The sequence below is a fragment of the Staphylococcus sp. Marseille-Q5304 genome, assembly GCF_943737015.1.
Taxonomy (GTDB): domain Bacteria; phylum Bacillota; class Bacilli; order Staphylococcales; family Staphylococcaceae; genus Staphylococcus; species Staphylococcus hsinchuensis.
This window is the reverse complement of sequence record NZ_CALSFP010000001.1, coordinates 2128077-2146378: the sequence shown is the minus strand read 5'-3', so window position 1 is coordinate 2146378 and position 18302 is coordinate 2128077. Positions and strand designations below refer to the sequence as shown.

Below are 18302 nucleotides of genomic sequence, written 5' to 3'. Positions count from 1 at the left end.
AAAGGAGAGATTAAAGCTATAACTTTGCTTTCATATAAATTAACTTTAAATAAATTATTAATACTTTTTGATATAATATTTTTTCTGAATATTCAGCAGTAGATGCTTTTACCATTTTAATATTTTTAAATGTCTCTTGCGTTTGGGATATAAAATTAGATATTTCATACTGTTGTTTCTCTCCTGTATCTTCTAATTTCTTCATTAAAGAAAAGATAATACCAAAAATCAGGGGAACTATTAATAATATAACTAAAGTCAGTTGCCAATCTAGAAATGCGATTAATACAATGGCACCGATAACCATGATTATCCCATTAATAACTTTCGGAATATGAAAGGTAATTAAATCTTTTACTACTTCTGTATCGTTTACCAATCTACTAGATAATTCACCACTTTTATATGTATCAAAAAAAGAAATTGGATAATGTATCAGTTTATTATATATAATTTGTTGTAAATCTCTAATTAATATATTTCCAAATTTTGATATTATATATTCATTTATTCCTTCAATTAATGACCTTAAGATCAAAAATACGACCAAAGAAACAATAATAAATATATTTATCCTATTATTTTCCATTTCATTTATAATATTTTTTATTAATATAGGAATATACAAAGAAGTCATGGTAAAAAGGAAGACAGAAAAACGATTAAGGATAAACGTAATTTTTTGTTTTTGTTATTTAACATAAGTTTAAATATTTTATATACATTCAAAGACTATCACCTTCATAAAAAGTGAGACAATAAAGGGAGACCTTCATTGTCTCTATTTTTAATAACTATTTCTAGCAGATAAACCAACTTGCATGACTACTATTTTTACAATTTTGGCTTTTTGATGATTTTGCTTTTAATTGTACTTCCTTTGAAATTATTTCTTGTTGTAAAGATAGGACTTTATTCATTTAAACTTCCCCCTAAATATAAATTAACAGAAGAACCAACTAGTGTTACTTGAAGGCGCACAACCCCAACTAGCACTTGACTGCTTTGGACTTGACTTTTTCTTTTTAGACTTACTTTGTATTTGTTGCATATTTAAAACTTTCTTCATTAATACTTCACCCCCTTTTAATGTTATCTAAATTGAATATTTTATTTATATTAAGTAGCGGTACCCAAGAAAAATGAGAACCACTTATAATATCTTGAATAACTGTCAACAAGCCAGCAGCACCCGACATAATGTCTGAAGAAACTCTGAAACAAGAGTCCCCAGGAACGTACAAACAATCATCAGTTTCAATTAAAAATAAATTTAGAGTAAATAAAGATGCATTTACTAAATCTTTTCTATTTAAATAATTATCCAATAAATGACTGATAGCTAATATACCTGTAGATCCTTGGAATAATCCTGCATTATAAAATGTTTTACTATGAGCAATTTTAGCTATACCTTTTAGTTCTTGTATCCATTCGTTGCTATTTTCAATATTTTGGATTGCAATTATAGGTATTGCTAAACCACTACCTCCACTAGATAAATAGGGGAGAACTCGAAAGTCATCATCTGTTTGCAATAACCCATCCTCATCAAATAATGTATTGTTCAACTCTCTTTCTAACATCTTTTTAGAGATTACTAACCATTTTTTTTCACCAGTGACTTTATAAAGACTAGTCATAAACAAAGAAGCTCCAGCCCAACTTGTAAGAAGCCCTTTATCTACTATGTCATAATCAAAAGTATAAATAGGAATATTTTTTATAAAATTACTTTCAAGTAATTTTGCTACTTGTTTACATTGATTCAAGTAGAATTCATCTTTAAATTCGTAATAAATACTTAAAAATCCTAAACCTAAACCACTTAATCCAGAAGCGATAGATATATCATGTTTTTTGGAATAAATATCTATAGTTTCAACTAATTTTTTAGCTTTTTCTATGTAATTAGTCTCAATCAAAACATTGCATATCCCCATCTTTCCTGTATATAGACCATCCTCTAAGTTCATCAAAAATTCGTCTTCTATATTTTCAATCCAATAGCTAAGTTTCTCATCCCATTCATTAGCTCTTTTAAGGGCCATTATTACTCCAAACCCTCCAGTTAATACGTTCCATTTGCCAGAATTCATTTCATACTGTCTTATATCACCATGTATTAGCGATTCTCCACTTTTTAAATCCTTTTTTATAGAATTTATTAGTTTCTCTTTAACTAAATTTAAATTAAACTCTCTAACTGAAATTTCAACAGAATCTATTAATTGTTTCATAGGAATTGAATTATGTTTATTACAAATTTTTTCTATTTTTTTGATAATATTTAAAGCTTCTAATCCAAAAACTTTTTCAATCCATTTAATATGTATTTTTTCTAAATTATGTGATATGTCTTGCACGCTACCTATAGGAATAAACATTTGTTTAGCAATTCTTGATACAGCAAACCAGTCACTTTGTTCCTTACACATTTTAGGGTCTCCTATGAAACCAGGGGTCATTACACTTGCAATAGAACCTTTAACAGGGCCTGCGGTTTCAAAATCGATTAATCTTACTCTTTCTTCAGGGGTTACCATAATGTTTGCTGGTTGAAGATCACCAAATCCAATACCATGACTATGAATTTCTTCTATTGATTTAATTAAATCATTTAACATCTTAATTGAGGACTTTACATATTCCTCATTTTTTTCACTTGAAGAAAATGGATAATTATTCACTATCCAAAAAGTTAATGAATCCCCATGTATATATTCTTCAACAATAAATTTATGTTCCCATGCTACGAAATCATCATATATTTTAACTGGATATTGTGAAGTTGTTAGTTTTTTTAAAGTTTCTCCTTCATTATGAATTCTTTTAAAAGCATCAACATCATCTAAATCAGAAGCTACATATGGTCTTCCTTCTTTTAGTATGACTTCACCCCATTTTTCATGACTTGCTAAATAGACTCCCCCTCCATTACTAAAATGTAAAGCTTCTTTTATCGAATAATCATCTAAATTAGTTCTCTTGTAGTCATCTCCTGTTTCTATATCCATTTTTTTTATTTGATTAGGTTCTTCAATGAAATCAGGTATAGAATAAAATGGTTTTCTTTGATCTTCTATTAAATTTCCATTTAAGTCTTCTATCGCATCCAAAAATTCTCCATTTCTGTATAAAGTTTTAGGTATAAATCCGCCATATCTAAAATAAATATTACTTTCGTACCATCTTTTATCATTTAAAATGTAGGGACCTTTAGGCAAATAGGATAATTTTTCTTTTAACTTAAATAATAAATCTATAAATTGATCAGTAGATGAAGGATAAATAGTAATAAATTTACCTGAAGAACTCCGATCTCCATATTTAGAATCTTTCAAAATTAATTCATGCATACTTTTCACATATTTAAATGATACATTTTCACTAAACATAAGCTCAGCAACTGAATCTAGTGTTTGTTTTGCAGTTTTTAAGTTTGTACTGATATGTATTTTCCACCCTTGTTCTGGCAAATTTTGATTATGATTAGATAGACTTACCCAATGAGCTCCAGAGACTTTTGTGTAGTTAGTTGGAATATTGGATAAATTTATATTACCTAAATTTTGAATAGTAGGTTTAGTATAATAACAACTATCATTTATATATTTTACATATCTATAATCCATAATTTTCATCTCCCTATTCGCACCAACTGAAATAAATTTCAGTTGGTGTGATTTATTCAATTATTTTTTCCATTAGGAAAAACACAGAAGATAATGCTAGCAGTACTTTGCTTTTTACACAAAACACTCGCGTTTGAAGCTTGATAATTTGATGACTTTTTCGAACACATACCTTGTAATTTCAAAACATTATTCTTTCTCATTATTTCACCTCCTAATTTAATGAGTAATATACAAATTCATCATGATTACATACAAAGTTTTCTGAAAATTCGAACATTTTTTCGATGTAGTGATCCCAATAAGGAGCGAAGGTCAATTTTTTATTTCTTTTGAATGAAAAACTAGTATTGGACATTTGGTATTGCTTATTATTACTTTCGTAATACCAAGGTGAACCAGAAAGTCCAGCATTTGATTTTAATTTTATGCCGATCATGCTTGAACCGTATATATCATCACTAAAAATATTTCTTCTATAAGAAACAATTTTATTTTTAAATAGTCCTTTCTTTTGAGATATTACTAATATCTTTTCTGATTTACTCACGCAAAATTTTGGTTGAATTTTGTCATACCTGTATCTATTGATTTTTTCAGGAACTAAGATAGCAGTATCAAAATCTAATATACCTTCATCAATCCATTTTCTACTCAAAACTATGTAGTTAACCTTTACTTTTTTTCCAAAATTATCAAAAAAATAAATTCTTTCTGGAAAACTTTTACTATACCACTCATAGACACTATGTGCCGAAGTAATTATTAATGGTTTCTCTCCCCAAAATACTACCGAAGCATTTGAAGTCATTTCTTCATCGTTTACTAAATTTTTTAATATACCAACATTTTTTTTACTATTTTTTTACACTCCTTATTCAATATATAATTTGCTTACATCATCATTATATCATCAACCTAATATTTTTTTCTATAAAATCTAATTTTTTTCTAAAATTATGAAACTATATATTATTGTTATATAATTTTATGTTAATAAATACCCCCTTCTTGCTAAGTATTTTTACTTTGAGTTTTCATCTCTAAGACTTTTTAACATTAATATGTATTGTTAGTAGATTTCCTAATTAATATATTTACTTTGGTTCAAACCAACCACCCACAAAAGTAACAAATATTTACATTCCGTACGCACGGAACGATCAATTAACGAATCCGTATGTTTAACCTGTTTGTGGTACTATAAACATATACTGCCAATGTTGATATAAATGGGCACAGACGAAATGTTATTAAGAGAAAGTAAAATTATCGCACTAAAGTTAATCAAAGCAGAGGACAAGCTCGGTTAATTATATCCTGGTTTGTTCCATACATTTTATGTACTTACACCTTGGCTTCCCGAATCAAAGCATACGTGATTTAGCACAGAGAATTTTATAAATTATACGAAGAGTAAAATTTTTGAGGAGTGCGATAAAATGAATGTAATAGATTTAAATGGGACTTGGATACTAAATAATCTAAACGAGAATAAATATTTACATGATATTCCCGTAACAATTCCTGGTACTGTCATAAGTGGCGCACTTGAAAACCATTTAATCGATCATCCTTATTACGCAAATAATGAAAACCAAATTCAACATTTATTTAATTATGATTATAGCTTTTCTAGAACATTTACTATAGACACTAACGTATTAAGTAGTAATAAAATTGTATTAAGTTGTGACGGTCTTGATACCTTGGCGACAATTTTTATCAATAATCATAAAATCATAGAAACAAATAATATGTATCGTCACTATGACATTGATATCAAACCTTATATAGTTAACGGTGAAAACACAATAGAAATTAAGTTCTCTTCACCCGTACAATATTTAAAAAATTTGGAACAACAAGCTTCGAATGGTTTAGCTTATTTAAGAAAAGCACAATGCATGTTTGGATGGGATTTTGGCATTAAATTGCCTGATTCTGGCATATGGAAGTCTATTTCGATTCAATTTGGAAATGATACAAATGTTCCACAACTTCAATTTAAGCAAACACATTATAAAGACTCTGTTGAATTAAATGTCAGCTCTGAATCAGTCGTTACGCAAGACCTATCTTTAGTACTTACTTTATATGATCCTAATAAGAAACTGATAACATCAGTTACTTTTAACGATGAGCAAATGCTAGAACACACATTCTTGATTGAGCACCCACATTTATGGTGGCCCATTGGCTATGGTGAGCAACCTTTATACACAGTAAACGTTACATTGTATAAAGATGATAAATTAATTGATTGTACAGATTATGCAATTGGCCTAAGAACCATTGAATTAAATCGCGAGAATGATCGCGACGGTTCTAAATTCGAATTTCTTATCAATAATACGCCTATTTTTATTAAAGGTACCAATATGATTATTGGAGATGCGATATTAAATCAGACACGTGCATATGATTTACCTGCTCAAATTAGAGATTGTGTAAATTCAAATATCAACTGTATACGAGTTTGGGGCGGGGCATATTACCCTTCAGATCAATTCTTTGATTTATGTAATCAATATGGCATTTTAGTCATTCAAGATTGTATGTTTACGAGTCAATCTTATCCAAACGATCCAGCGTTTTTAGAAAATATTACTGTTGAACTCACACAGAATATTAAACGTATTGCACATCATCCAAGTTTAATTTTATTATTTGGCAATAATGAAATCGACATGACCTATACGATGTTAACAAGTGATGATCCACGTACAGAAAATACACGTGCCTTCTTTGATGTACCTAAAATTACGGATGAACATATTAAAAATTTAATGCAACGACGCTACAAGAAAATTTTTATTGAATTAATATCTGATATTGTCCACAAGATTGCACCTCAAATACCTTATGAACATTCATCACCAAATACCAAATCTGAAAAAGATACACAATCCATTTTCGCTTATGCACGAGACGGTGATTTTCACTATTATCTAGCATATGATGGGCAAGCACCTTACGAATCGATTCAAAATATAGATGCACGTTTTATTTCTGAAATGGGGTTTCAAAGTTATCCCAACATGAAAACCATTCGTACATTTGCAGATAAATCAGAACAATCACCAAATTCACCTGTCATGTTGGAACATCAGAAGTGTAAAGATGGAAATGCTATTATCGATAATTATATGCAAACTGAATTTAAAATGCCCCAAAATTTTACTGATTATGTATATCTGTCACAAGTGCTAGCAGCTATTGTAATGCAATACTCAATTGAACATTTCCGTTCAGAAAACGATTACTGTCGAGGTGTCCTTATTTGGCAGATGAATGATTGTTGGCCAACCATTTCATGGTCAGGCGTAGATTACTTTGGTCGATGGAAGGCACAGCAATATTTAACCAAGCGTTTTTACGCTCCTATTTTACCCATTGTCACTATTAAAAACCAAACCGTTTCGATGACGGTCGCTAATGATTCACCATCGCCATTTCACGGTTTTTTAAAATGGTCACTTAAACAAAATAACCATACATTAGATACTTCAGTTATTGACGTATATGTGGATGCCCATCAACATAGCAATATCTCACCATTGCAATACCATAATTTAACTCAAGCTCAATTAAAAGAAGTATATCTTGAATATACATTATATGAATCAGATTCCATCATAGCCACAGGTGTAAAGCTTTTTGTAAAACCAAAAGCGTTCCAGTTTAAAACACCAGAAATTACGTATTCAATTACTGAAAACAAGCAAGAATATATCATTCATTTGACTTCTACTCAAATGGCAAAATACGTCGAACTTGATCTAAATAAAGATGATTGTATATTCAGTGATAATTATTTTGATTTAACGCCTACTATGCCAAAATCAATCACTGTGGCTAAACAATCATTGTCGACTTCATTAGATTTACATGCTTTTGAAGAACAATTTAATATAAAGTCTTTAAATACCACACAACTTTAATTTTCTTAATGGTTGTACTTCTAAATACAAAAGAGAGTGAGACTACGAAATCTTTATAAAAAACTCGATTCCTGTCTCACTCTCTTTTTAGTTTTATTTGTGATACGCCTCTGCGTATCAGTTAATGATGCGGTTTTTAATTATATAATTTCAATTAATAAGGTAATGAACAATTTTTTGATAAATGTTATTCTTCTAAAATTCTTTTTAATTTACACACTAAAAAAATATTCTCCTTAACAATAATAAGTTATTTAAATTATTGATTAAGAAGAATATTTTTTATATTTATTTATTTCTCAATTTAGAACTAGATTTTTAGCGTGCTTCCAGTTCATTTCCTGTCATCCATTTATGATTTTTTACCATTTTATCGTTTTCAGTCGATTTATAATCAACTACATAAACAGTTGTCTTGTTTACATCATCTATTTTTGCTTCTGCACCTTTCATTCCAGGCATATGGTCAGCTTCTAATTTCACTGTATCACCTTTCTTAAATCCATTTTCTGGAGCATCGGCAACCTCTTCATTAACAACCCATTTATGATTACTTACCTTTTCATCCCCGTTGGTAGGTGTATAGCTTACGACATAAGCATATGTTTCATAAGCGCCTTTAACAGTAGCTTTTGCGTTTTTCATACCTGGCATGTGTCCTGCTGTGATAGTAACTTTGTCACCTTTTTTAAATTTACTATCATCTGTACTTGTCATATCGTCTGGAACTTTACTTTCACTTTTGTGTTCCATATGTTCTTCTTGTTTTTGATCTTTAGTATTTTTATCTTCTTCCTTTCCATCTGAACAAGCTGACAATACTAATCCTGATGCTAATATAATAAACCCTAATTTTTTATACATATTTAAAATTCCTTATTTATTATTTTGTTACTTTTACTTGTCCCATCATACCGCTATCTTCATGTTCAAGGATATGACAATGAAACATGAATATTCCGGTGTTTTTAAAAACAACTTCGATTTTGGCTTTTTGACCAGGTTCCAAAGATATAACGTCTTTTTTACCTTTCATATCTTTTGGAGGTGCCTTCCCATCTACTGAAACAACTTTAAATTGAGTACCGTGAATATGGAATGGGTGCTTCATTCCCCCCATTTTGTCTTTAACGTTTTCAATTTCCCAAATTTCCTTTTTATCTTTCTTTTGCGTTAAATCTATTCTATTAGGATCAAATTTTTTGCCATTAATAGTGACCTTATCATCCATACCTTCTAGTTTTATTCTCTTATCTATTTTGGTAGTTATTTCCTTATTATCACTTTTTTCTTTGTTATTTATTGGTAAAATCACAGTATTATCATTATCGACAAGGTTGACTTTACCATTTTTTAATTTAGATAAATCGACAATTATCTCCTTTCTTTCAGAGGGAGCTAAATTTATCTCTTTTAACTGCTGAGGTTTGTCTAAAAATCCCCCATCTGAAGCAATGTATTCAAAACTTTTATTATTACTTAATTTAAGATTTAAATCTCGAGCGTTAGAACCATTTAAAAGTCTTAAACGAACTTTTCCTTCTTTTGTTGTTAATTTAGGATTTACTTTCCCATTAACAATTACTGTATCACCTTGAGTACCATCTATATCTTTTGTTTCTGAATAATCTAATTTTTTTGATATAAACGTTTTATCCTGAATGATTATAGGTAAATCATTTTTTCCATACTCATTAGGATAATTATGATTTTTACCGTCCTCTATATATAATAGACCAGATAGTCCATTGTAAACTTGTTTAGCAGTATTTGGAGAAGGATGAGGATGATACCATAATGTAGCAGCTTCTTGTTTGACTTCAAATTTAATTATTTTTTCTTCACCTGGTTTTATAACTTGAGAAGGACCGCCATCTACTTTTCCATCAATTTCAAGACCGTGCCAATGAAATGTCGTATTTTCGTCTAAATTATTAACTAACTTAATTTTTACTTTTTCACCTTTTTTAAGTTTCAGAGTTGGTCCGAGCAGATTTCCATTATATCCTAAAGTTTCAGAAAAATTATCTTTATAAAATTCTGTCTTTCCCTCCTGTGCATTTAATGTATAATTCTCATATCCATTTTTATCTTTTTCAGATTTTAAAATTTCCGGAAAAATTATTTCATTTATTCCTTTTGAGGAATTTAATTTTTTTCTTTCATCGTGTCCTTCCATATCCATTTCATCATTTTGTTTTTGTTTATCTTCTTCCATATTCATATTGTGCATACTTTCTGCCAATACATTATGAGGTCTTATAAGTAATATTGAAAACAAAATAATAAAAATCGTAAATATATTTTTACTCATAGATTTGTATTCCCCTTTTATTTTAATTTTAATGTAAAAGCATTAATTGCTACGATGACTGTACTTAAAGACATCAGTATTGCACCTATAGCTGGTGATAATATTAAACCAATAAAAGCTAATAGACCGGCGGCAAGAGGGACTGCTACAATGTTATATCCAGCACCCCACCATAAGTTTTGCACCATTTTTCTCATAGTATTATTTGAAAGGGTCAAGAAATGAATAATATCTGATGGATTACTTTTAACAAGTATGATATCACCTGAATCCACTGCAACATCTGTGCCTGCACCAATTGCTATACCAATATCGGCTCTTATAAGACTCGGCGCATCGTTGATACCGTCTCCAACCATCATGACTTTTTTACCGTCACTTTGATAATCTTTTATAATGCTTTCCTTATCTTCTGGCATGAGTTGTGCGTGGACATCACTAATACCTAATTCTTTTGCGACAGCGTGTGCCAATTCGTTATTGTCACCTGTAAGCATGACTGGTGTAATATTTCTTGACAGTAAATCAGCTACCATTTGTTTTGAGCTTTCTTTAATTTGATCTCCTTGAGCAATCATACCAATGACTTGTTGATCCTCAATTAAATAGCTGATTGAATTACCTTGTTGAGCTAATTTAGTAAACAAGTCATTGTCATAATTAAGTTTATGTTTATCAAGATAAGAGACATTTGTTATTTTATATGTTTTATCATCAATTAGACCTTCTAATCCGACACCTGGAATATTATTAACGTTTTGTGGATTAGTAAATGAAACATTTTTACTTTTCGCAAAATCAACAATACTTATAGCTAATGGGTGATTAGATTGACTTTCTAATGAGGCAAAAAGGCTTAATATAGTATCATTGCTTAATCCTTCTTTAAAACTTTCATAATGATTCACAGAAAAGTTACCCTCAGTTAAAGTACCAGTTTTATCCATCATTACATAATCGATATGTTGAGCTATTTCTACAGACTCTCTATTTTTAATAATTAAACCATTATGTGCACCAATTGAAGTAGAACGTGCAGTGACTAAAGGTATTGCCAATCCTAAAGCATGTGGACAAGCAATGACTAACACAGTTACAAGACGTTCGAGTGCAAAATCAACATCATTTTGAATGAGCATCCAGACAATAAAAGAAATCACGCCAACAATTACAGCAAAGTAGAATAAATAACCCGCTACTTTATCAGATAACAATTCAGCACTAGATTTATCATTTTGTGCTTGATTAACAAGTCCCATAACTTGAGAAAGATATCCATCTTCTCCCACAGCTGTAACCTTGACTTGTATTGTTCCAGACCCATTAATAGAACCCCCGATGACGTTGTCATTTTGATTTTTTTGTACTTTTTTAGATTCTCCAGTGACTAGGGATTCATCTATAGATGTTTGTCCTTGAACGATAACACCATCTGTTGGAATGCTTTCTCCGGCTTTTACTTCGACGATATCATCAGTCATGATGTCTGATATTTTAACTTCTTCGCGTTGGCCATTATCCATAACTTTAATAGCACTATTAGGTAACAGTTCTGCCATTTTCTTTAAAGCATCTCCAGCATTTCCGACAGCATTCATTTCTATCCAATGTCCTAATAGCATAATTAAAATTAAGGTTGCTAATTCCCAGAAAAAGTCCATTGTATGACCAGTTGCACTACTAAAGTTATTCATATAAAAAGCATACAAGCTATAAATATAAGCTACTGAAATACCTAGGGCAACTAAGGTCATCATACCTGGTTTTTTTGTAGCAATTTCATCTTTACCACCAGACAAGAACGGTTTACCACCATAAAAGAATAAAATTGTACTTAATATTAACACTACCCATTCAGAACCTGGAAATGTGAATTGAAAAGGTAAGTTAACACCCATCAGTGGCGATAAAAGAATGATAGGTATTGCAAAAATTAATGAAACAAAAAACTTAACTTTAAAATTTCCATGATGATGTGCATGGCCACTATGATGATGTGAGGCATGGTTATCATGATGCATTTGATTGGAATGATTCATGTGATTTTGATGATTATGCTCTTCACCATTATTATTCAAATTAACCCCTCCTGATGAAAATGTTATAGTAAAGTTACTTATACTATAACACATACCCCCCCGCGGTATAAATAGATTTGATTTATCTCCATTTATGGATTTATTTATATCATTCCGAAAATGATGTCTACACGTCCTACAATAGACCTTGTCATCGATGTTTAAAACAAGATTTTAATTAAACGATTTCATCTGAACTATCGCATGACAATACATTCTGACCAATGTTAGCATTAGCAAATTTTCCTTAACTGAAACGAAAGAACGACAAATTCCATACTATTACATTGGAATTTGTCGTTCGCTTATTTGTTATAAGCATATATTTTACAGACTTCTAAATTAATTGTTACAACAATTATTATTATCCTGCTGTTCTTTTTCATTCTTCTCTGTTTTTTCTTCAATTTTTACAGAACAACATGATTGATCCTGAGGTTTCATTTTATTTAATACATCTTTGATTCCCATTAACTCACCCCCTTTAAATAATGATGTTCACTATCAAACCTGTAACAATAGCCACAACTAAAATTGCGATAACGAATAAGACTACAAATTTTTTCTTGAATAATTTCGATAATAATACAACTTCCGGAATACTTGCACCAGCACCACCAATGATCAACGCAACTACTGTTCCTAAAGACATCCCTTTTGATACTAATGCCTCAGCTATGGGTAACATTGTTTCAGGTCTAATATACATTGGAATGCCTATAACAGATGCAATGAATACAGATATAACGCCATCACCACTTGCGTATTTTGTAATAAATGTTTCGGGTACAAATCCATATATGAACGCTCCAATAAACACACCAATCAATAGGTAAGGAAGCATTGGATATAAAAATGCCCACGCATCATTTAATGCTTGTTTAAAACGAGATCCATGTTTATTAGCAAAAAATCCATCGCCTTTAACATTTACGCCTTTATAACTTTCAGCTAAATTCATTTTTGAAAATACTAAACCAGTTAAAATACTAAAAATAGCTAGTACTACAAAATAAACGACTGCAACTTTCCAACCTAATAAAGCCCATAACATAAACACCATTAATGGATTCATTAATGGTGAAGCAATTAAGAAACTCATTGCTGGACCAAAAGGTACTTTAGAGTTTAATAGACCTGCGAGTATAGGAATTGTAGAACAAGAACAAAATGGGGTCATAGCACCAAACACCGTCCCCAACATATAACTAATTGCTTGATTAGGCTTGCTCAAAAGTCTTTTGATTTTTTCTTCCGAAACTACTTGTTGAATTAAACTTACAATAAAGCTCACGATGATGAATAGTATTAATAATTCAAAAAACAACATTAAAAATGTTTTTATGAATTCTATAATTGAGTCTAACATCAGTATAACGCCTCCGAATTTATTTAATCAACTTTTTTTGATTTATTAATCAAAAAAAGTTGATGTATATTGTATTAGAAGAAGACACTTATAGTATCTTACAACAAGTATCTTCATTCAAAACTACCTGTATTTGTTGTTCATTAATTTTGTAATAATTCCATGTCCCATGCTTTTCAGCACTCAGTATATTAGCATCTACTAATTTTTTTAAATGATACGAAAGTTTAGATTGCTTTAACTCTAAAATTTCTTCTAAATCACAAACACATAAAGATTTTGAATCGCTTTGACGTATTGAATGTAGAATTTTAAGTCTGATTTTATCAGCTAGCGCATTAAACATCTGTTCATAAAAGTCAAATTGTTGATCTTCACTCATATCAGTCTTTGCTTTAATAACTTCCATAAAAGACCATCCTTTTTATAATATTTCATTGAGTTTATATTATCTTTATTTCAATTCTTGAATTGCTTGTTTATAGTTATTTTTTGTTGATTCGCCATACTGATTAATATTACCTTTAAAGAACTCCTTCTCCATATATATTGTAGCTTCTTTTAAATTGATTTCTCTTGATAGCATAACAAGATTTAAATAACTTACAAAGTAACCAACAGTTAAAGTACTTGCATGGTTTACTCGCAATCAAGCACACCTCCTTTTTATCAAAGCAGTTTTATATCATTCAATACATCAATTTTTTTTGATATATTAAATATAAATCATTATACATATTATCGCAAGAAAAAAACTATAATTCTTTCATAAACTTAGGCATTGCTCACAGAAATATTAAAATAATTTTTTCATAAATTGTATTATTAAGAATTAAATTTAGTAAAATTTTTAAAACTCAAATAAAAACATAGACATCAATCTATATAGATGTTAGTCTATAATCGAAAATTAATTAATGAGGTGAGTATAATGTTAAATATTGAAATATACGAAGAAGCTATGTGCTGTTCTACTGGTGTATGTGGTCCAGAACCGGATGAAACACTAATAAAGACAAACCAAATCAATGAATATTTAAAACAAAATCAAATAGAAGTTCAACGTTATAATATGAACAGTAATCCGAATGAATTTATTAAAAATAAAGAAGTTATTCGTTTAATTCAAGACAAAGGTAATGAAGTTTTACCAATCACTTTTATAGAAGGAAATATAGCTAAAACGGGCGCTTATATTACCCAAGAAGAAGCCGATGAAATTATTACAGTTAATCAAATGAGAAATGGAGGATGCTGTGATGGAGATGGATGCTGTTAAATACTTAAATAAATTGAATCTAGATAACATTGAGTTAACAAAATATTTGTTTTTTACTGGTAAAGGTGGCGTAGGCAAAACGACGATATCAAGTTTTATTGCTTTAAACTTAGCAGAGAATGGAAAGAAAGTAGCTTTAGTAAGTACTGATCCAGCTAGTAATTTACAAGATGTATTTCAAATGGAATTATCTAATAAATTAACTAAATATCAACCTATACCTAATCTCTCTATAGCCAATTTTGACCCGATTGTTGCTGCAGACGATTATAAAGCACAATCTATAGAACCTTATGAGGGTATTCTACCAGAAGTTGTGCTTTCTGAGATGAAAGAACAGTTAAGTGGTTCATGTACAGTTGAAGTAGCAGCATTTAATGAATTTACAAATTTTTTATCCGATAAAACTTTAGAACAAGAATTTGATTTCATTATATTTGATACAGCTCCAACAGGTCACACCCTGAGAATGCTTGAATTACCTTCTGCATGGACAGATTATTTAAATACAACGAGTAATGACGCTTCTTGCCTAGGGCAATTATCAGGATTGGATGAAAATAGAGATAAGTATAACTTAGCATTGGAAAAATTACGCAATCCAAAAGATACGACAATGATGTTAATTGCTAGACCTAACCACTCTTCTATATATGAAATTCAAAGAGCGCAAAAAGAATTACAACAACTGTCAATTTCTAAATTCAAAGTAATCATTAACAACTATATAGAAGAAAGTTACGGTTTAATTTCGAGTCAGATGAAATTAGAACAAGATAAAAACATTAATCATTTTACTGAATGGTTAAATAACAATCATGCTTATTATGTTCCATATAAAAAACAGAAAGAAGAAGGTATAGAAAATTTATCTAATCTATTAAATGATGATAACTTAATTGAAAATGATGACTTTATTGTTGAAGATCATCCGCAATTCAATGAATTAATAGAGGAAATTGAAAATAGTAAAGTTCAATATTTATTTACAATGGGAAAAGGTGGTGTTGGTAAAACGACAGTAGCAACGCAATTAGCTACAGCGTTATCTAATAAAGGATATCGTGTTCTTTTAGCAACTACTGACCCTACTAAAGAAATTAATGTTGAAACCACAAGTAATTTAAATACTGCTTATATTGATGAAGAACAAGCATTAGAAAAGTATAAAAAAGAAGTACTAGCCACAGTGAATGATGATACACCACAAGACGATATTGATTATATTATGGAAGATTTAAAATCACCTTGTACAGAAGAAATAGCATTTTTCAAAGCCTTTAGTGACATTATGGAAAACCAAGAAGACATGGATTACGTAATTGTAGATACAGCTCCTACAGGCCATACCTTGTTGTTACTTGATTCTAGTGAAAATCACCATAAAGAATTAAAGAAAAAATCAACTCAAACTACCAGTAATGTTGAAACGCTATTACCTAAAATTCAAAATCAAGATTTAACACAGATGATAATCGTAACACTAGCAGAAAAAACACCTTATTTAGAATCTAAACGTTTAGTAGAAGATTTAAATAGAGCCAATATAGGACATAATTGGTGGGTCGTTAATCAATCATTAGTTACGCTAAATCAACGTGATGACCTTTTTAGTAACAAAAAAGAAGATGAATCGATTTGGATAAACAAGATTAAAAATGAAAGTCTTAATAATTACTTTGTCATACCTTATGGAGGGTTAGAATATTGAAAAAAATTGTTATCATTGGTTCAGTTGCTGCCGGTACAAGTGTCGCGGCTAAAGCAAGAAGAAATAGTGAAGATGTGGAAATTATCGTTTTTGATAAAGATAGTGATATTTCGTATTCAGTATGTGGTATCCCCTACTATATAGGCGGTAATGTATCTGATATTGATGAACTCACGCCAAGAAATGCTAAATGGTTTAAAGAGCGCTTTAATATAGATATTTATACAAAACATGAAGTGAATCAGATAAATGATACTGATCAAACAATAACAGTTACCAATTTAGTAAATGATGAAAAGATGATTCAAGAATATGACGAATTAGTATTAGCCACAGGTTCATCACCTAAAGAACTTCCTCAATTAGATAGCGAAGACTATAACAATGTGTTTAAAGTTAAGAATATTAATGATGCGAAAGCAATTTATAATTATATTAATGACCATGATGTTCAGAATATAACAATCGTTGGCGGTGGATTTATTGGTTTAGAGATGTTAGAACAATTATCTAATTACAACACTTCAATTGTTCAACGTAACACTTTTATGCCTCATTTAGACGACGATATGAGTTTTATGATTCAAGAATATATTGAAGATAAAGCTAACGTATATGTCTATAATGAAATTGACATTATTGATTATGATGCGAATCATACGATAAATAGAGTCAGCTTAAAAACTGGCGAATTAATTGATACAGACTTAATCATTATTGGGATTGGTGTCATACCAAATACTAAATTAGCTAAAGAAATTGGTATTAATATTGGAGAATCTGGAGCAATACAAACCAATAAGTATTTGGAAACAAATATTCCTCATATATATGCAATTGGTGATGCAGCAGAAAGTTATAATTTAATTACCGGTAACCCTATATATAGACCGCTAGGTTCTACAGCAAATAAAATGGGCCGTATTTTAGGAGATCGATTAACTGGTGGAAATCTAGAACATAAAGGGATTTTAGGAACAGGCATTGTTCGTGTATTTGATATGACAATTGCCCAAACAGGCTTAACTGAAAAAGAAGCTATTGATTTAGATATTGATATTGACGTATTACACAATGTGAAACCGAATCGTCCAGAATATATGCAAGGCCAAGAAATGGTAATTAAAACTATATTTGATAAAAACAATTCTAAATTACTGGGTGCCCAAATTGTTGGGTATGAAGGTGTAGATAAGAGAATAGATGTACTAGCTACTGCTATAACGTTTGGTGCCAATGCAGAAGATTTATTTCATTTAGATTTAGCATATGCGCCTCCTTTTTCTACAACTAAAGATCCTGTTATTTATACAGGGATGATTGGACACAATATTACTCGAGGACGCAAAATTATAACGCCTGAAGAAGTCATAAAACAAAATAATGATTTATTGATTTTAGATGTACGTTCTCCAAAGCAATTTGAAGTTAATCATGTTGATGGAGCGATTAACGTCCCATTGAAAATGTTGAGAAGTTATGCAAAAACATTAGATAAAAATCAAAAGATAGTGACTTATTGTAATAAAGGTACTACTGGGAATGCTGCACAAAACGTACTCATTAATTTAGGTTTTAAACAAGTGTTTAATTTGTCAGGTGGTAATAAAAATTATCAACGTTATAAAAGGTTCCAAGTAGAAAGGAAGAAGAAAAATTGAATTATAAAGAAATTTCACAATACTTAAAAGTGATTGCTGATAGTAGCCGTCTTGAAATATTAGATTTGTTATCTTGTGGTGAATTATGCGCTTGTGATTTATTAGAGCATTTTTCTTTTTCTCAACCCACATTAAGTCATCATATGAAAGTATTAAAAGACAATAATTTAATTACATCTAGAAAGGATGGTAATAAAAATTTATATAAATTGAATCATGAAGTATTAGATGACATTACATCACGACTCACTCTATTGAGTTCCAGTACTGTCCCATGTATATGTGAAACTGTAGAGAAAGGTGAGTGTTAA

Annotated in this window: 18 protein-coding genes; 5 read left to right on the top strand and 13 right to left on the bottom strand. The window is 30.0% G+C overall.

Features of this window, described 5'->3' with window-relative positions; genetic code table 11:
* Positions 1-16: 16 nt before the first annotated feature.
* The 6 genes from NGI30_RS10650 to NGI30_RS10630 form a co-directional block, all read right to left on the bottom strand.
* Entirely contained in the window at positions 17-637 is a 621-nt protein-coding gene (locus tag NGI30_RS10650; RefSeq protein ID WP_251943821.1) for an ABC transporter transmembrane domain-containing protein, read from the bottom strand.
* Between the two features lie 163 nt (positions 638-800).
* Positions 801-920, bottom strand: coding sequence for a class III lanthipeptide (locus NGI30_RS10645; RefSeq protein ID WP_251943818.1), 120 nt, complete (start codon positions 918-920; stop codon positions 801-803).
* 23 nt (positions 921-943) lie between these two features.
* Positions 944-1069: a class III lanthipeptide gene (locus NGI30_RS10640; RefSeq protein WP_251943816.1), complete on the bottom strand. Its 126-nt coding sequence runs from the start codon at positions 1067-1069 to the stop codon at positions 944-946.
* Between the two features lie 7 nt (positions 1070-1076).
* Complete coding sequence (gene lanKC / locus NGI30_RS10635; protein ID WP_251943814.1) at positions 1077-3635, bottom strand: class III lanthionine synthetase LanKC; 2559 nt, start codon at positions 3633-3635, stop codon at positions 1077-1079.
* Positions 3636-3691: 56 nt separating this feature from the next.
* Complete coding sequence (locus NGI30_RS11470; RefSeq protein ID WP_353505251.1) at positions 3692-3838, bottom strand: class III lanthipeptide; 147 nt, start codon at positions 3836-3838, stop codon at positions 3692-3694.
* An 11-nt stretch (positions 3839-3849) separates the two neighbouring features.
* A complete protein-coding gene (locus NGI30_RS10630) occupies positions 3850-4446 on the bottom strand; it encodes a hypothetical protein (protein WP_251943813.1) in 597 nt (198 codons plus the stop codon).
* 631 nt (positions 4447-5077) lie between these two features.
* On the opposite strand from NGI30_RS10630, the gene NGI30_RS10625 reads away from it, so the two are divergent.
* Positions 5078-7579 (top strand): beta-mannosidase, encoded by a 2502-nt coding sequence (locus tag NGI30_RS10625; protein WP_251943811.1) that lies wholly within the window; start codon positions 5078-5080, stop codon positions 7577-7579.
* 318 nt (positions 7580-7897) lie between these two features.
* Here NGI30_RS10625 and NGI30_RS10620 read toward each other — a convergent pair whose 3' ends face one another.
* The 7 genes from NGI30_RS10620 to NGI30_RS10595 form a co-directional block, all read right to left on the bottom strand.
* Complete coding sequence (locus NGI30_RS10620) at positions 7898-8443, bottom strand: DUF1541 domain-containing protein (protein ID WP_053031304.1); 546 nt, start codon at positions 8441-8443, stop codon at positions 7898-7900.
* Positions 8444-8462: 19 nt separating this feature from the next.
* Entirely contained in the window at positions 8463-9893 is a 1431-nt protein-coding gene (locus NGI30_RS10615) for a multicopper oxidase family protein (protein WP_053031306.1), read from the bottom strand.
* Positions 9894-9910: 17 nt separating this feature from the next.
* Positions 9911-11971 carry a heavy metal translocating P-type ATPase gene (locus NGI30_RS10610; protein WP_251943809.1) on the bottom strand — a complete coding sequence of 687 codons (2061 nt, stop codon included), beginning with the start codon at positions 11969-11971 and terminating at the stop codon, positions 9911-9913.
* A gap of 342 nt (positions 11972-12313) precedes the next feature.
* Positions 12314-12442, bottom strand: a complete 129-nt coding sequence (locus tag NGI30_RS11420) for a hypothetical protein (protein WP_095327645.1) — start codon at positions 12440-12442, stop codon at positions 12314-12316.
* A 13-nt stretch (positions 12443-12455) separates the two neighbouring features.
* Complete coding sequence (locus tag NGI30_RS10605; protein ID WP_251943807.1) at positions 12456-13340, bottom strand: permease; 885 nt, start codon at positions 13338-13340, stop codon at positions 12456-12458.
* An 88-nt stretch (positions 13341-13428) separates the two neighbouring features.
* Complete coding sequence (locus tag NGI30_RS10600) at positions 13429-13749, bottom strand: ArsR/SmtB family transcription factor (protein WP_037537686.1); 321 nt, start codon at positions 13747-13749, stop codon at positions 13429-13431.
* Positions 13750-13794: 45 nt separating this feature from the next.
* Positions 13795-13989 carry a hypothetical protein gene (locus NGI30_RS10595; RefSeq protein WP_002441924.1) on the bottom strand — a complete coding sequence of 65 codons (195 nt, stop codon included), beginning with the start codon at positions 13987-13989 and terminating at the stop codon, positions 13795-13797.
* 282 nt (positions 13990-14271) lie between these two features.
* On the opposite strand from NGI30_RS10595, the gene arsD reads away from it, so the two are divergent.
* The 4 genes from arsD to NGI30_RS10575 are packed head-to-tail and all read left to right on the top strand — an operon-like array spanning position 14272 to position 18302.
* Positions 14272-14619 carry an arsenite efflux transporter metallochaperone ArsD gene (gene arsD, locus NGI30_RS10590; protein WP_037537692.1) on the top strand — a complete coding sequence of 116 codons (348 nt, stop codon included), beginning with the start codon at positions 14272-14274 and terminating at the stop codon, positions 14617-14619.
* Positions 14600-16330, top strand: coding sequence for an arsenical pump-driving ATPase (gene arsA, locus NGI30_RS10585; RefSeq protein WP_037537694.1), 1731 nt, complete (start codon positions 14600-14602; stop codon positions 16328-16330). The genes arsD and arsA overlap by 20 nt, the downstream gene beginning before the upstream one ends.
* Complete coding sequence (locus NGI30_RS10580) at positions 16327-17991, top strand: FAD-dependent oxidoreductase (RefSeq protein WP_251943805.1); 1665 nt, start codon at positions 16327-16329, stop codon at positions 17989-17991. The genes arsA and NGI30_RS10580 overlap by 4 nt, the downstream gene beginning before the upstream one ends.
* Complete coding sequence (locus NGI30_RS10575) at positions 17988-18302, top strand: ArsR/SmtB family transcription factor (RefSeq protein WP_037537698.1); 315 nt, start codon at positions 17988-17990, stop codon at positions 18300-18302. The genes NGI30_RS10580 and NGI30_RS10575 overlap by 4 nt, the downstream gene beginning before the upstream one ends.

Coding starts and splice junctions, on each gene's coding strand:
- NGI30_RS10630 (WP_251943813.1), bottom strand. CDS start 4,446: ATGACTTCAAATGCTTCGGTAGTATTTTGGGGAGAGAAACCATTAATA.
- NGI30_RS10605 (WP_251943807.1), bottom strand. CDS start 13,340: ATGTTAGACTCAATTATAGAATTCATAAAAACATTTTTAATGTTGTTT.
- NGI30_RS10600 (WP_037537686.1), bottom strand. CDS start 13,749: ATGGAAGTTATTAAAGCAAAGACTGATATGAGTGAAGATCAACAATTT.
- arsA (WP_037537694.1), top strand. CDS start 14,600: ATGGAGATGGATGCTGTTAAATACTTAAATAAATTGAATCTAGATAAC.
- NGI30_RS11470 (WP_353505251.1), bottom strand. CDS start 3,838: ATGAGAAAGAATAATGTTTTGAAATTACAAGGTATGTGTTCGAAAAAG.
- NGI30_RS10615 (WP_053031306.1), bottom strand. CDS start 9,893: ATGAGTAAAAATATATTTACGATTTTTATTATTTTGTTTTCAATATTA.
- lanKC (WP_251943814.1), bottom strand. CDS start 3,635: ATGGATTATAGATATGTAAAATATATAAATGATAGTTGTTATTATACT.
- NGI30_RS10620 (WP_053031304.1), bottom strand. CDS start 8,443: ATGTATAAAAAATTAGGGTTTATTATATTAGCATCAGGATTAGTATTG.
- NGI30_RS11420 (WP_095327645.1), bottom strand. CDS start 12,442: ATGGGAATCAAAGATGTATTAAATAAAATGAAACCTCAGGATCAATCA.
- NGI30_RS10650 (WP_251943821.1), bottom strand. CDS start 637: ATGACTTCTTTGTATATTCCTATATTAATAAAAAATATTATAAATGAA.
- arsD (WP_037537692.1), top strand. CDS start 14,272: ATGTTAAATATTGAAATATACGAAGAAGCTATGTGCTGTTCTACTGGT.
- NGI30_RS10645 (WP_251943818.1), bottom strand. CDS start 920: ATGAATAAAGTCCTATCTTTACAACAAGAAATAATTTCAAAGGAAGTA.
- NGI30_RS10625 (WP_251943811.1), top strand. CDS start 5,078: ATGAATGTAATAGATTTAAATGGGACTTGGATACTAAATAATCTAAAC.
- NGI30_RS10640 (WP_251943816.1), bottom strand. CDS start 1,069: ATGAAGAAAGTTTTAAATATGCAACAAATACAAAGTAAGTCTAAAAAG.